At 46.7% G+C, this 16,496-nt stretch carries 8 protein-coding genes and 1 pseudogene; 2 read left to right on the forward strand and 7 right to left on the reverse strand.

What is annotated here, in order from left to right; translation table 11 throughout:
* A pseudogene (locus T491_RS0105220) lies at positions 1 to 232 on the reverse strand (IS5/IS1182 family transposase); the annotation flags it as partial.
* Positions 233 to 465: 233 nt separating this feature from the next.
* On the opposite strand from T491_RS0105220, the gene T491_RS0105225 reads away from it, so the two are divergent.
* Together T491_RS0105225 and T491_RS0105230 are read left to right on the forward strand one after the other, a co-directional pair.
* Positions 466 to 3,519 carry a SusC/RagA family TonB-linked outer membrane protein gene (locus T491_RS0105225; protein WP_369699742.1) on the forward strand — a complete coding sequence of 1,018 codons (3,054 nt, stop codon included), beginning with the start codon at positions 466 to 468 and terminating at the stop codon, positions 3,517 to 3,519.
* A 24-nt stretch (positions 3,520 to 3,543) separates the two neighbouring features.
* Entirely contained in the window at positions 3,544 to 5,511 is a 1,968-nt protein-coding gene (locus T491_RS0105230) for a RagB/SusD family nutrient uptake outer membrane protein (RefSeq protein WP_051522985.1), read from the forward strand.
* Between the two features lie 90 nt (positions 5,512 to 5,601).
* Here the strand turns inward: T491_RS0105230 and T491_RS0105235 are convergent, their stop codons facing one another.
* From T491_RS0105235 to T491_RS0105260, 6 genes are all read right to left on the reverse strand, one after another.
* Complete coding sequence (locus T491_RS0105235) at positions 5,602 to 6,864, reverse strand: DUF2264 domain-containing protein (RefSeq protein ID WP_028902953.1); 1,263 nt, start codon at positions 6,862 to 6,864, stop codon at positions 5,602 to 5,604.
* On the reverse strand, positions 6,861 to 8,036 hold the full coding sequence (locus T491_RS0105240; protein ID WP_028902954.1) for a DUF4861 family protein: 1,176 nt from the start codon (positions 8,034 to 8,036) through the stop codon (positions 6,861 to 6,863). The genes T491_RS0105235 and T491_RS0105240 overlap by 4 nt, the downstream gene beginning before the upstream one ends.
* A complete protein-coding gene (locus tag T491_RS0105245) occupies positions 8,033 to 9,778 on the reverse strand; it encodes a heparinase II/III family protein (RefSeq protein ID WP_028902955.1) in 1,746 nt (581 codons plus the stop codon). Before T491_RS0105245 ends, T491_RS0105240 begins: the two co-directional genes overlap by 4 nt.
* Entirely contained in the window at positions 9,775 to 10,890 is a 1,116-nt protein-coding gene (locus T491_RS0105250; RefSeq protein WP_028902956.1) for a glycoside hydrolase family 88 protein, read from the reverse strand. Before T491_RS0105250 ends, T491_RS0105245 begins: the two co-directional genes overlap by 4 nt.
* A gap of 158 nt (positions 10,891 to 11,048) precedes the next feature.
* The gene (locus tag T491_RS0105255; protein ID WP_036915371.1) at positions 11,049 to 13,079 is read right to left on the reverse strand and encodes a RagB/SusD family nutrient uptake outer membrane protein; all 2,031 of its coding nucleotides are present in this window, start codon (positions 13,077 to 13,079) and stop codon (positions 11,049 to 11,051) included.
* Positions 13,080 to 13,092: 13 nt separating this feature from the next.
* A complete protein-coding gene (locus T491_RS0105260; protein ID WP_231480187.1) occupies positions 13,093 to 16,308 on the reverse strand; it encodes a TonB-dependent receptor in 3,216 nt (1,071 codons plus the stop codon).
* Positions 16,309 to 16,496 lie beyond the last annotated feature (188 nt).

Below are 16,496 nucleotides of genomic sequence, written 5' to 3' on the forward strand. Positions count from 1 at the left end.
CATCCACGTCGGAGATATCATAGATGACCTTAAGGAGCAGGTACTTGAACATGCGGATAGGAGACTCTGCCATACGACCATTGTCTGGACAGTATTTGTCTAACAACTCTTGATAGACAAAAGAAAAATCAACGAGCCCGTTGATACGTCTCAGAAGATTGTCTTGTGGGACAACTATGTCGTACAAGGCACTATACTCACTCAATACTAACTCTTGTTGTTGCGACAGCATAAGCACTCTCTTTTATGCTGTAAAGGTACAAAAAAATCTGCACATAGCCAAATGTTTTACTGACTATGTGCAGACTGTAATTGTTAAAAAGTGCCTAATAGGACTTTTTCAGTGCCCTCCTATCTTTGCGGCAGATTTTTTTATCGTTCAAATTAATTATTAACTAACAAACCAAACGTATGAGTTTCAAAGCAAAGAAAACAGCCTTAGTTGCAGGATTGTGCTTCTTTAGCATGGTCACCGCACAGCAGGCTTCGGCAGCTACCACAGCAGTAGCTTCCGTTCAGCAAACGAAGCAGGCAACCGGTTATGTATCCGACACACAGGGTCCACTGATTGGTGCCACGGTCAAGGAGAAAGGTACCAGCAATGGTACTGTTACCGATTTCAATGGCTTCTTCACTCTTAATGTTAAGCCAGGTGCTACGCTTGTAGTATCTTATGTTGGCTATGTATCGCAGGAAATCAAGGCCGGCGATAACCTGAAGATTAATCTGAAAGAAGACGGTCACATCGTTAACGAGGTGGTTGTTATCGGTTATGGTACCCAGCGTCGTGAGGCCGTTACGGGTTCTGTAGCCAACATCGGTGGTGAGAAACTGAACCAGATTGCTGCAACCAACGCTGCTCAGGCTCTGCAGGGTCGTGTAGCTGGTGTGCTGATGACACAGACAGGTTCTAAACCTGGTGATGAAATGCAGATCCGTATCCGTGGTCAGCGCTCACTGAGTGCAAGTAACGACCCCCTGATTGTGCTCGATGGTATTCCATTCATGGGTCAGCTTTCAGATATCAATCCAGCCGACATCAAGTCGATGGATATCCTGAAGGATGCCTCTGCTACCGCTATCTATGGTTCTCGTGGTGCAAATGGTGTTATCATCATCACAACCGTTAAGGGTGCTCAGGGTACCCCTGCAAAGGTTACCTATAATGGCTATGTAAGCTTTAAGAAGGTTTTCCATAAGTATCCTATGATGGATGGTCCTACGTTCAACAAGTTCCGTCAGTATGCTGGTAAGTATAAGAACTCACTCGATGAGAACGAGAATACTAATACCGACTGGCAGGATCTGTATTACAAGACAGGTGTAAGCCATAATCATGATCTCAGCGTAGCTGGTGGTACCAATGGTGGTAGCTACAGCTTTGGTGCAGGTTACTATCACGATGAATCAGTTCTCCCTACTGAGGGTTACGACCGTATCTCTGTTCGTGGTAACTTCGACCAGACTGTTGGAAAGTACTTCCGTTTCGGTTTAAGCACCAATAACAGCTATCGCAAGACTCAGGGTGTAAACAATATGTATAATGTACTTAGCGCATCTCCACTTTCAAGTCCTTACGATGAGAATGGTAATCTGAAGCGTTACAACACTCTGCCTGCAGATGATCAGGTTGTTGTAACCAAAGAGACTGTTGAGCGCGATAAGGATGTATGGTTGAGCGAAAACAAAGGTATCGGTTCTTACAATACGTTGTTTGCAGAGGTTAAGTGTCCATGGATAGAGGGACTGAGCTATCGTGTAAATGTAGGTCTGAACTTCCGTAGCTCTAAGGGTGGCAGCTTCACTGGTACTGGTGTCAATAATAAGGATGCAAATGCTGTTAACAGTGGTAGTATCTCAGAGAATCAGACTCGTAACTGGGCTGTTGAGCATCTGTTGACCTTTGATAGAACCTTTGCTGAGAAGCACAACCTGAATGTTGTAGCTATGTATTCTGCCGAGCAGACTACATATGAGTCTACAGGTGCTTCGGCTCAGGAGATTCCTGCCGACTACATGCAGTATTATAATCTGTCGTACGCTACAGGCGAAGTTAACCTGAACAACTATAGTTACTGGCAGAGTGGTCTTATCTCTTGGATGGGTCGTGTGATGTACTCTTATGATAATAAGTATATGCTTTCTGCAGCCCTCCGTTCTGATGCATCTTCACGTCTGGCTAAGGGCCATCAATGGCACACCTATCCTGCAGTAAGTGCCGGTTGGAACATTTCTCGTGAGCAGTTCATGGAGAATCTTACTTGGATTGACAACTTGAAACTGTGTGTAGGTTACGGTGAGACTTCAAACCAGTCTATTAACCCATATTCAACCTTGGGTACCCTTTCAATCCGTAACTATAACTTTGGTGACACCTATAAGGCTGGATATTATGTATCATCTCTGCCTAATGTGGATCTTGGATGGGAGTATTCTAAGACATGGAACTTCGGTCTCGACTTCTCTTTGTTCAATGGTCGTCTGTCAGGTTCGTTCGAATACTATGTTCAGAAAACAAATGACATCCTGCTCGATGTAACTATGCCTTCAACTTCTGGCGTAAGCAGCTATACTGGTAACATTGGTAAGACTGAGAATAAAGGTTGGGAGTTAACTCTTAATGGCATCATCATTGATAACAAGAATGGATGGAGCTGGGATGCCGGTATCAACCTCTACGCTAACCGTAACAAGTTGACATCTCTGGCTTCTGGTCAGGATCGTGATGAGAGCAATCGTTGGTTCGTTGGCTATCCAATCGATGTTATCTACGACTATGAGTATGAAGGTCTGTGGAACGAGAGTGATATCGTTAAAGGTCCTGATGGCAAGACCAATCTCGAGGCTCTGGTAAAAGGTGGAAATGTGGGAATGATTAAGGTGAAGTATACTGGCGACTATGACGCAAACGGCATTCCTACTCGTCAGATCGGTCCAGAGGATCGTCAGATCATCAGCATGGAACCAAAACTGATGGGAGGTTTCAATACTACAGTTGGTTATAAGAACTTCGACCTGACTGTAATCGGTGCGTTCCAGGTAGGTGGTAAGTTGATTTCTGCTATCCACTCTTCAAATGGTTACCTCAATATGCTGACAGGTCGTCGTAACAACCTTGACGTTGATTACTGGACTGAGGAGAATACAGGTGCCAAATACCCCAAACCAGGTGGTATTCAGGATGGTGATAATCCCAAGTTCGGTTCTACTCTTGGCTATTTCGATGCTGGCTATCTGAAGATCCGTGCCATCACTCTTGGTTACAACTTCGACAAACTGAAGGCTATTAAGGATCTCGGCATCAGCCGTCTGCGCCTCTATGCTACTGTTCAGAATCCATTCGTTCTCTTCTCACCATTCAATAATGAGAGCGGCCTTGATCCTGAGACCAACTCTTGGGCTAACCAGAACACTGCTGTTGGCTATAGCGAATATTCTGGCAAGCACAAGATGCCGATTGTGGGTTATAACACACCTGCAACCCGCAACTTCCTCTTTGGAGTAAACGTAACATTCTAATGAATCATTAAAGAATAAAGAGTTATGAAAACTAAAAGTATAAAATTTATTCTCGCTGCGGGTTTGGTTTGCTGTGGTCTTTCCACAACATTCACCTCTTGTAGTGAAGTGCTCGATGAGCAGCCACGCAGCACTTTCGACCCATCATTCTTCACAACGAAGACGGGTATTGAGGGCGGTCTGACATCGCTCTACGCTCACCTGCGCTATTTCTATGGCAATGGTTATTATCTGAACACACTGGAGACAGGTACCGATGAATATACATACGCCCAGTCGGCCGATGGCAACTTTAAGGATGCCGACCTTTCTGGTGTAGGTTCTGTTACTTCTACCAGCACTGTTGCTGGTGGTGCTTGGGGCACATTGTTTGCAAATATCAATACCTGTAATGGTATCATTGAGAATGGTGCAGCTGCAGGTATCGACGATGCACTGCTCGCTGAGGCTTATTTCTTCCGTGCATTCGACTACTTTATCCTGGTGCAGACCTATGGTGGTGTGCCCCTTGATCTGGGTGCTGGCGAACTGAAATTCAATACAACAACTGTTCGTACTTCTGTACGTAACACTGTTCCTGAGGTTTATAAGGTTATCTTCAGTGACCTGGAGAAGGCTCTGTCTGATCTGCCTGATAATCCACGTCTTACAGGTTCTGCAACCAAGAATCTGGCTCGTTTGTACCTTTCAAAAGCTTACCTGACATACGCATGGTGGTTGGAAAATCCAAACAATATTCCTACCTATCCTGAGTGCAGCCGCGACGCTGGTCAGGCTCAGAGCTACTTCCAGAAAGCTTTCGATATGGCCAAGGCGGCTATCGACAATCCTGGCCCTTATGGATTGCAACCCACATTCTATGATGTTAATGTAGCTACCAACGACCGTAACTCAGAGATTATGCTCTATGCTGATCACAATGAGAATGAGAAGTTTGGTAACGGTGGTGCTGGTTACGGCTGGGGTAATGGTGGCTCACCTGAGAACTTTGCTTACTGGATGGAGACCTGGAACTATACAGAAATGATTGCAAAGACCGATAGAAAGAATGATAAGGGTGAAACTGTTTATATCAACCCCGTTCAGCGTGAGGCTGTTCAGGCTCTTGGACGTCCTTGGACACGTATGGCTCCTATCGCCGACAACTTCATGGAAGGTGGTGTATGGGAAGATGCTGTAAAGGCTATCGACTCTCGTTATGATGCAACTTTCACACTGCGTTATCACACCAACTGGCATAAGGCAGGAGGTAGCGATGCATTTGTATATGGTGCCAATGGTGAGAAGGTCTATCCAAATGATGTTTACTTCAGCTGGATTCCTGAAAGCGAGGATGAAAACATCAACTATACAGGTGCTGATGACAAGCTTGGTTTCGGAGAAATGCCTGGCCGTGCTGACTTTGTTGTAGCTGTTAACCACATCAGTCGCAAGAAGTACCCCATCAACTGGAAGATTGGTATCTATCGCACAGATAATGATGGAGGTCTTGGTTCAAAGGTTAATGGTGGTAGCCCACGTCCTTGGAACATTGCTAAGTTCTCTGAGTTCTATTTGATAGCTGCTGAGGCTGCTGTTAAGATTGGCAAGAACGATGATGCAAAGACACTGGTTAACGTGCTCCGTGCCCGTGCTGGTAAGCAGACTTTCAATCAGAACGACAATGTTGCTGTTTCTATTGATAAGAGTGCAGAAATGGTTGCTGCAACTCCTGCCACTATCACTATAGACTTCATTCTTGATGAGCGTAGCCGTGAGTTCTGGGGTGAGGGATACCGTTGGTTTGACCTTGTTCGTACCCAGAAGTGGGCTGAGCGTGCTGGTACATACCGTATCGCTGGTGCTGGTTACACCGATAAGGATCTGCAAACAGTTAAGCGCGATATTCCTGCAGGTTACTATATCCGACCTATTCCACAGGACCAGCTTGAGGGTATGGAGATGAGTGATGAAGAGAAGATTGCTTATCAGAACCCTGCATACAGAGATTAAATATTGATTAGTTAGTTTATTTGCGAACGGACCGTCCAATTGGGCGGTCCGTTTTTTCTTTCTGTATTTAGTAAGGATAACTGGAATTGCTTACCACTTATCGTGGGTACGAATGTCATCACTCCAACGATGATCCTTGGGGAAAGACTGACCATTCCAGGCTTTTACCTGTGTCCAAGGCTGGGGGGCATCAGTCCAGAACGGATGATTGGCTGGCAAACCAAGAGGCATCAGGCTGAGGCTTGTGAGATAAAGCGAACCATTGTTGGTGTACCAGTCGGCTACTTCGGGCTGCGAGCCACAGAAGCCGATAGTCAGGTAGCCTGCATCATTGAAATTCTGCTGATAGTCGAACATACGGTGATGTACCTTGGTGAGGGCTGCACGAACCTGACCATTACTCAGTTCCTGAGGCAACTTCTGGTACCAGGCTATCAAGGCCAGAGTCTGCATAGCTGCTGTGCGGTAGGGGATAGAACGCCCTATCACGGGGAAGGTGCCCTCTGGCGAGATGAATCGCTCAAGGATGATAGCAAACTTCTGTGCACGCTTCAAGGCGCGGTCGTAATACTTCTGATAGTCGATACGTGTGTTGGCTTTGGCATCGACCATGGCCTGCAATGTCTCAAGATACATGGCATGGAACACATAGCTACTATAGTAGTCAAAGGCAAACACAGGTCCATCGGCATACCAACCATCGCCCACGTACCACTCTTCAACCTTACGGCAGGCGGTGTTTACGCGAAACTCATCGTACTGAGCACCAGCCTTTGCCAATAGGCTCTCGATGGTAGATGAGAACAGGAACCAGTTGGTATAAGGTGGATCAATCTTTCGTAGGGCTTGGAACTCTTTGATGTAACGCTGCTTGGTAATCTCGTCGAGTGGTTGCCATAGGTTGTCCCAAGCACGCAGGAATGACTCGGCTATATAGGCAGCATCAACTAAGTTCTGACCTGCCTTACCCCAACAGAGATAATCGGGCGAGGTGGGGTCAACGGCGTTTTTGTACGCAGCTAAAGCCCATTGGCGTAGCTGACGGCGCTGTATGCCTTCAGCAGTATTGTCATCAGGCAGCGATAACCAAGGAGCAATGCCTGCCATCAGGCGTCCGAAGGTCTCCATATAGACTACTGAACGGTCGCGATTATCGAATGATGGCGAGAACTCTGTTTTCATGTTCTTCTGCAGTTCGCCTTTGGCCATATTCTCCAGTACGGGCTGAGCCATCTTGTAAGCTAACGAGCACCAGTATTGGCGGTCATTCTGGTCTGTGGTCTTTGTCTTTTTGGCTTGCGTTGGTATGGCTAATAGAAGTCCAAATACCAACAGGGTTGTTATTCTTTTCATTGTATGACTGTTATTAGTGGATTATTGATATTCTTCAGATAGTTGTTGCTCAGGAGTTGCCACTCTGCGAAAGTCTTGACATCGTAGTTACTCCATGCCGAACCGAAATAATAAGTATATGGCTGTCCCTTGTATTTGCGGACAATACCTATGCCATGGCTCTTATTACCTTTCAGCATAGTGGTTTCATCAACACCATCAGGAAATAAGGTGCCGACGTATATCTGTGATTGATTAACCTTGGGGTTGTCGGTAGGGTCGGCATAAAGCACATAGTCCTGTCCCATTGCCAGTTGACCGTCGCCATTCATGACAACACCCGATGCCCATGCTGTAGGTTGTTTGATGCCATCGTACCAAACCGTTATCTTATTATAATGCGAGCCTCGGTCCAAACTGATTAATCTGTGCTCTGTAACGCCGTCGCTGTTGGGATGGTAGGTAAGCTCTACAGTGAAGCGGATGGGGCCGTTGTCGAGTATCTTATAGTCTTTATAACAATAGGGGAATACCAGTTCGCCGTTTTTCATCAGTGCTGGCGCACCGCAGCCTAAACTGGGTCCAACGGAATAAACATCGAGTCCATCGCCGTGGTCGTGGTGGAACGAGCTGGCAATATAGATGGCGTTGCCCTCCTTGGGGTGACCTGCTTTCTTCAGCGAGTCTCGCTGTCCCACACCCCATAGGTGTAGTTTGTAGCGCTTATCTACTACTAATTCCTGTGTACTTTTAGTCCATACGTCAGTTCCAAACGATTTCTCACCGTTGCGCTGTAAGGCGGGGCCGTACACACGATAGGCTGAGCGATCGTTTTCCCAAGCGAGATCATCGATGCGTTCAGGATAAGCTTTTCCGAAAACAAACGATTTGTACGCTGACGGAGAGCCCTTGACAATTGTGAATTCTGCTTTACTCTTGGGTAAAACAGATACGTACAGCAATAACTTACCATCGTACGATTTCTGATAGGCTTGCTCCTGTCCGAATCCGTTCTTGATGACGAACGACTCTTGAGCGGTGATGCCTAATAGGTTTTGAACTGTTTGTAGATTCGCTTCAACCACCTCCTGGCGTTGATGGTCGGTAGGGTTGGATACAGAGAGCGTGATTTGCTGAGCGTGAGCACTTAGTCCCAGTGTGGTCAGCATGAATGTAATGAGTAGTTTTTTCATTTGATACAATATCTGATTTGTTGTTTAGTTTTCGATGATTTCACCGTGAGCACGATGCGATACATCTCTTGTCCCCACATGCCTTGCAGCAGTGGATCGAGTTGTTTGCTGATATCCTCGATAGAGGCTTCCAGCTGATTGGCGTTATAGCTGATATGTTTCAATGCATGACGATTGGTGGTTATCAGCATCAGACGGGTGGGAGCGGTGGTTTCGTTAAGTTCGAAGTCCTCTGTGACAATAATACCTGATTTCATCGCAGATACAGTTCGCTTCCATGTCTTTACCTTTGCTTCTGCGGGGTATGCGCCTGCGATGTCAAGCGTCAGCTGACCATCTTTGTGGCTAATGACTCTGGCAGCAAAATCCTTACCGTCCTTCTGGTCGATGCCGTTAATCTGAGGTAGATTGTGGTAGCCTGACTGCATAGTCCATATCTCATAGCGTCTGTTGCTGAATGTCTTGGCTGTATATTCGCCTACACCTGGATCAATAAACAAAGGTTCGCCATCCGCATAAACCACAAACGAGCCCACATCGTTATGATTATGACTCTCACCATTATGTCCGCCTTTAAATGCCGTAAAAAGGCCACCACGTCGCGCGGTCATGATTTGTAGATTAGGCAACCATGCGTCCTTAATTAATGGCTCCTGAGGTTTTTCTGCAATGAAATGACGAATATCCCGTAAGAAAAACAGCTCGCGCCCCAATGTAGGAAAGTTCCCGCTCTTGTCGTAGAGCTTGGCAGGCTGGGTCAGCACTTGCTTAGTTCTACCCAGATAGGCTCCAAACTCCCTCATCGTCTTGTCGTTGAGCCAATAGCCGAATGGATAGACAATGTTGACCTGTTGCACAGCTTTGTTCTCGTGTGCATCGGCAAAGTTCACGCAGTAGTCATGACCGATATAGGTTTTATAGGTATAGGTAGCCATCTTTCTGATTTTATCAGCTGAGGCGTCAAAACATGAGCCGTCAGGTAGCAGCCTCAGCACCTCGAACATCGAGGCTGCTGCTCTGTCCCAATAGCCAGGACCTTCGTCGCAACCGCCATCCTCGGGATAGGTATTGATAAAAGCCTGAGTGGCTTTTTCTATTTGGGTGATGGCTTCGGCCTTACGGTCCTCGTTCTTTTCGCAGATAAGCACACAAGCCAGCCAGTTACTGCATATCCATGGGTTCCAGTTCATGCCGGCAGTCTTCCACCAGTAATCTTTGGTAAGTGCAGGTTTCAGAATCCGGTTTTCTATCTCTTGGTCTATACGTTTACAGATGTCGGGCGAGAAGTTGTTCAACTGTTTTTCGAGCATATATCTGGTCCAGACGATGAGGCTGGCAGTCTCGGCGTTAAAGAGGTCTACCTCTTGGAGTTCTTGCAGCGGGATTCGTTTACCATAGTGGGCAGGGATACCCCACCAGGTTTCTTCGCAGAAACTTCCGATACCATTGATGATATCGGAAGTAAATCTTTTTTTTCCTTCTACAATCTCTGCCATAACGAGTGCTGCCAGATGACGACGTTTCTCAAAGCAGATGCCCTCGTAGTTCACGCGATTGCCAGTTATCTTGTTCTCTGCAAACACAGTCCAGGGTAGGGCTGTCCATGCTTTGCCCAGGTACTGTTCGCCATATGCTATATAGCTCTGTTTCATCTCTTGCGGGATGGAGTCGCGCCAAAAGGCATCTTCAGCCTGTGGTAGCAGACTGGCTAAACTGAGGGTTATCGTCAATAACAGATTCATCGTTCAATATATCTTACGTATTCACATGCAGCTAACAAGAAGGCACCCACGCCGAAGTTGGCCTGAGAGTTGGCGTTGATGACCTGACCAGGGATGGCACGATCGCCAATAGGCTGTACGTAGCCAACCTTTCCATCTTTCTGTAGTGCGATGGTTGTCAGATAGTTCCAGGCTTTCTCAATGGTTGCTCCGAACTCTTTTTTTGAGAGATAACCATGATTAACGCCCCATAGCAAACCATAGCAGAAGAAAGCTGTACCGCTGGTTTCGTAACCAGGTGCCTGTTGGGGATCCATCATCGAACGGGTCCAGTATCCTTCGGGTTGCTGAAGTCTCTTGACGCCACGGGCCAAATTGACATATTTTTCGACGAAGAAAGGCTGGCGTACGTACGATTCTGGCATGTCCTGCAGCACTTTGGCCAGTCCGGCCAGCACCCAACCATCACCACGCGCCCAGAAATCCTTTTTACCTGCCTCGGTCTTATGTTTTGGATATACATATCGGCCGTCACGGAAGTAAAGTCCTGTTTCCTTGTCGAGCATGATACTGTCGCTATAGCAAATGTTATCATAGAGCTTGCGCAGGTATTTTGTATCGCCGGTGAGCTTATACATCTTAGTCAGCGCGGGCATTACCATGTAGAGGGCATCGGCCCACCACCAATAGTCGTTCGCCTTAGAGTTGGCCTCATAGCCCATCACCTCTTTGGCGCGTGCCACTTTTTTCTCATCGGGTGCCAGGTTATAGAGATCGATATAGGTCTGGAAGCATATCTGCCAGTCGCCAAAGAGTACATAGTCCTGTCCTTCGCCATAATTCTTATATTTCCAGTTGGCAGGATTGGGCTCAGTGGCGCCTTTCCACTGGTTATGTTCTGCCCAGCGTATGCTATAGTCCAGCATCTGCTGATCTTTCAGCAGTTTATATACCTCCATATTTCCTGTATGGTAAGCGGCATTGTCCCAGAAGGAACGGACCTCAGCGGGATTGTTTGTCTGCCAGTAGGTGTTTACCTGCCGGATGACATCCTTCACCTCATTGGCTGTCCAGTGTCGTGCATGAATAGCAGTTATACTCAGCAAACACGCTAATAATAATAACTTTCTCATTTCGTTTGTCTTAGTTTCGTTGCAAAGATACGAATATCCTCATAAAAAACGCGAATCAATAAGTTAATTCTTAATAAAAGGGGCAGTCTAAGACTAAATAGACCGCCCCTCCACCTTAGAAATACTAACTTATAACCTAATTATGTATGAACTATAGATTAATTAGCGGACTCCTCATCAGCTACGGCTTCCTCCCAGTCAGTCCACATGGGAATCGTTTCGCTATAGCCATCGTAGCCAAAGTTCTGACGGAGCTGTCCCTTGTTGTTTGCTGTGATAGCAGAGTTTGGAACTGGCCAGAATAGATTGTGCTTATTGATCTTGTACTCAAATGTCTGGTTGCCCTGCTGACCTTTTCCGTAGTCGTGGTTGAATACATTATAGGTGGTGCAGCGGCGATACCAGTAGCTTCCGCCATTCAGATCGGTACCTTCCTGCTTGTCCCATGTGTTGAGATCGTAGGTGTTACCCCATTCATCGGCTACACCGCTACGAGCCAGACACCAGCTGACGCGTACCATCTCAGCCTGACGGAACTCCTCAAGATACAATTCACGGGCACGTTCTGCCATGATATCACCGATGTTTACTGTGGTGTACATCTTCTTAGCGTTGGCACGCTTACGGATGGCATTTACATCCTCTGCAGCCCCCGTTGCATTCTTTTGATAGAGACGAGCTTCGGCACGCAGCAAGTAAGTCTCTGCCAAACGGAACAGATACATATCGCCATTAGCTCCCTTTCCCGATGCTCCCTGGAACTGGTTGGCACCATCATTGTTTTCATTAGGTGTATCAAGGATGTAGAGCTGGTAAAGTGGTGTTGGATACCAACTACGGATAGTATCTGAGCACAGAATGTCGCCCTTGTGTACCAAAACCTTCGAGGGATCTGAAGGATCAGTATAATCTTCTGTGGCATACAACTGATAGTTCTGGCCATAGCAGTCTGAACTCTTATTGTTGTATTTGAAGTCTTCCATTTCCATCCAGTTACCTACTTCACGGTTGTGGCGTAGGTCCTGCCAGTCATATTCTCCATCGTACATCCATATAGTCTTGTTGTAAAAATATGATGTGCGGTTCACGGCAATACCACGTCCAGCAGCACGCACCCAGTCGAGTTCTGCATTATATTCCCAGTTGTTACGGGCAATGTTTTTGCCAGGGCCTCCTAATCCATGAGGATCGCGGATGATACCATTGCTCCAGTGAGCAAAACAGGCACGCATTACATTGTAAGTTGTAAAGTCCTGGTCGTTAGAGTTAGAGATCATCATGATTGTCTCCTTGTTGGCAGGGTCGGCAATATTTGGTGTACGGTGCAAATCCCACACAACATTACGGGTAACCTTCCAGGTTTCCTCTGCGCCTGACGGCTGCCAAGTTCCGAAATTATCGGTCATCAGCTTCAATCCATGGTTATTGATCAAATCTGTGGCTACAGCCTCAGCTTTGGCATATTCGCCAACAGTCAGATAGCACTTAACAAGCAAGTGCATACATGCCTCTTGATTGACCTGACCGACATATTTCATATTTGCCTGTGATGGAACGTGGCTTACAGCGAACTCCAGATCGTGAACCAGCATCTTGAAGATGGCTTCTTTGCTGGTAGATGTATAATTGCGCTTGGGCACACTAATCAGTTTTGTTATCAAAGGAATATCGCCGAACTGCAAAGCCAGATTGTAGTAGGCATAAGCACGATGGAAGTATGCACGTCCTTTATAGGCGTCGCGAGTAGCGTCATCCAAACCTTTTACTTGATCGATGGAGGAGAGAATAGTATTGGCGTATTTTACCATGCTGAATCCCTGATCCCAGAAACGCTGCATGTAGTTGGCATCGCCACCACTTGCCATACCAGAAGTTGGTGTGAGTTTGGCATCAAAGTTGTCTTGGAAACCACCACCCATATCGGTCTTTGCATACATACCAACATCCGACATCAGGTAGTTGGTAAAGATACCAACGTTGTTCCAGTTACCATCGATACGATAGGTTTTCAACTGTTTGTCGCATTGTGCCAGAGCTGCTTGCAGACCAGCCTCTGTGCTATAGGTAGTTGCCGGCTCATAGAATGACAGTGGATCTTGCTCCAGGAAGCTGTCCGAACATCCTACCATGGTTCCCGCAAGGGCTAACATGAGTCCTCCGCGGAGTATATTGTTCTTTTTGATTTTCATACGATTCTACATTTTAAAGTGTTACATTAAGACCGAATTGGAACTGACGGTTGGCAAAACCTCCTGTTTCAGGATCGCCATACTCCCAACTGTCGATTGTGAATGCATTGTGGATACCAGCAGTTACATGTACACGCTGGATTCCCCACTTGTTAGTAATGTCGCGTGGGATGGTGTAACCCAGGGTGATGTTGTCCAAACGTACGAAACTGCGGTTGTAGAGCTTCTGTATTCCTGTAACACCAGAGGGACCAACAGCGCCTAGACGAGCATACTCGTTGGTTGGGTTCTCAGGTGTCCAGTACTCCTTCTTGTAAGTATTACAGGTTTGAGTGAACATTGAACCAGAGTTATCGCCATTCAGCCAGTTGCCGCTCAGGCTCTTGTGGCCCATGTAGCTGTACATTGAGAACGAGAAGGTGAAGTCCTTATACTGGAAGTCGTTACGCATATTCCAGTAGATTGGTGGCTGGGTAGTGCCTTGGTAAACACGGTCTTTGTCGTTATAAACAGGTACGCGTGTGCCGTCAGCCAGAATCTTATCGTCTTCGGTATAAACATTTACAACCTTAGGATCACCAGGCTTCTGGTTTACAAGTGCAGCCTGTTCAGCCTCGTTGACCTGCCAGATGCCGTCGGTCTTCCAGTACCAGATTTCGCCGATAGGCTTTCCAATGAACCAACCGTTACTGGTATCGTCCATCTCCTTACCATCCTCGTCGTATTCATAGTACAGGTGCTTAATCTTATTCTTATTGTAAGAGAATCCAAGAGAGGTACCCCACTTGAAGTCCTTTGTTTCGATATTTTTGCTGTTCAGCGTAATTTCAAAACCAGTGTTGGTAACCTCGCCAAGGTTAGTAGTGATGCTGCTGAAACCAGTGAAGTTTGGCAGACGCTGTGACATAATCATGTCGTGGGTCTTCTTGTGGTAGATATCGATGCTACCGGAGAGGCGCTTGTTAAGGACAGCGAAGTCAATACCGAAGTTCCATGACGAAGTCTTCTCCCATTCCAGATTGGGGTTACCAAGGCGGTCTACGCTCAGGGCATTGAGCACCTCCTGTGTGGTTGAACCGTACTTATAGTAAGCGTAGAGACCACCGTTAGCGAGGTTAGAAAGTGCCAAATATGTATCAGCAAGCGAGCGGTTACCATTAGTACCATAGCTCAGACGCAGCTTAGCCATATCGAGCCACTTCCAATCCTGTGCGAACTTCTCCTCAGAGAGTACCCAACTGGCACCTAATGACCAGAAGTTTGCCCAAGGATTGTTCTGTCCGAATGCAGAATAACCGTCACGACGTACAGTAGCAGTCAGCATGTAGCGATCCATGAATCCATAGAATACACGACCCAGATATGCTGAAGCTGTGTAGTGAGTATCATTGGTTGAGAATGAACTCTGCTCCTTGTTGGCGCCAGAGATATAGTGGTAGCTGAGTACGTCAGTTGGTGTAATGTTACGGGCAGAGATGTTATCACTCCAATAACGGTTTTCCTCAGCCTCCTGAGCCAGGGTCACTGTGACATGATGCAGCTTGGCAAAAGTGCGATCCCATGTCAAAGTGTTGTTCAGGTTCCAGTTGAAGGTCTTTGAAGAATTGCGGTTCACACCACGTGTAGCGGGGTCGCTATTTGGTAACTCGGCTGACATCCAATAGCGATCGTAGAACCACTGATAGCGTGGAGCAATATTAAATTGGTAGGTAATGCCGAATGGCAAGGTAACCTTTGCATTGAAAATTGTGTTCAGTACGGTATAACCCTTCTCCAGTCCGATGTATTGCTGCTGGAAGTGGTAGTTGTAACCACCATTTGTAGGGTTGCCTGTACGAGGATACTGGATTTCGTTGCCATCAGCATCGTAACGTGAAGCGTAAGGCGACTCGCGCAACTGGTTGTCATCCCAATAATTGCTGCCCAGAGGCACAGCCTGTGATTCATCGCTACGATCCTGGAAATTTACGTTAGCACCTACTTCGAGCCAATTTGTTATCTTGGCGTTCAATTTCATGTTAGCGCGATAAGCATGGTAGTCATCACCTTGAATGGCACCCTGATTCTTCAGATAACCAAAACCTAAGTAGTAGTTAACATTATCTGTTGCACCCGAGATGCTGGCATTGTAATCCTGATTGAAACCTGTACGGAAGGTAGCATCCTCCCAGTTGTAAGTCTTACCAGCCAGGAAGTTCTCCATAACGAGGGCAGCATCAGCGTCAAATCCCATACGACGTGCATAGAGGCTCAGCATACTTTCGCCTGCCTGCTGTGTTTTTGGACCGGTGCTGGCCCACTGCTCCTGCGAGATACCATACTGGCCGATGTTGTTCACATTATCATAGTAGCCAGCAGGTATGCCGCTGTCTTTACCATAATAGCCCCATGTACCATCTTCACGATAGCCGTAGGTCTGTCCCTTATACCAGTCCTCTCGGTAGGTCATATATTCGCTGGCGCTGAAAACATCGCGATAGGCTGCCTTTGAGTTTGCTGCCAGGTTCATGCTTACATTAATAATAGGCTTGCCCTGCTTACCTTTCTTGGTTGAGATGATGATAACACCGCTGGCGGCCTTAGCACCGTAGATAGCTGCTGAAGAAGCATCTTTCAGAACGTCGATCTGCTCAATGTCGTCAGGGTTGATTTCTGAGAGCTCACCTGCGAACTGCATGCCGTCGAGAATAATCAATGGAGAGTTGTGCGAACCTGATGTGTAAAGAGAGTTCTGTCCACGCAGCTGGATGCTGGCGCCAGAACCTTTTGCTGATGAATCGAAGCCAATCTGCAGACCAGGTGTTCCGCGCAGCAGATCCTGTACACTACTAGGGTTCTGGTCAGCAAGTTTGCTGGGGTCAATCTGTACTACAGAGCCAGTCAGGTCTTTCTTGCGCATGGTACCATAACCAACTACTACTACCTCTTGAAGGGTCTCAGCATCTTCTTCGATGGTAATGTTAAGTGGCTGGCCTCCTCTGTAGGTAACTTCTTTGGTTTTGAAACCGATGTAAGATACCACCAGTGTACCACTGCCAGGAGCGGATTTAAGTTCGAATTTACCATCGAAATCGGTAACTGTACCAACATTTTCGATGTTTTTTACTTTAATGGTCGCACCAATAACTGGCTCACCACTCTTGTCTGTCACCTGACCTTTCACAACTCCGCTTTGCTGCGTAGCTTGAACTGCAGGTTCTGCCATTGCTGGTATTGGGAATGAAATCATTCCAGCTGCCAACGCCATCGCAAAACATAGTTTGCGGGATGGATTTGTTAAATTAGCATACTTCATTTAAGTTTTCTTTAGTTATTAATTAATAAAATTGATAGAAGTTCCTTGAAAGATTTTTTTGGCTGCAAAGATACGGCGGTTGATGTAAATCAAGGGGAAAAATCAGTGATTTTTGGGGAACA

It is taken from the genome of Prevotella sp. P6B4 (genome assembly GCF_000619985.1).
Classification (GTDB): domain Bacteria; phylum Bacteroidota; class Bacteroidia; order Bacteroidales; family Bacteroidaceae; genus Prevotella.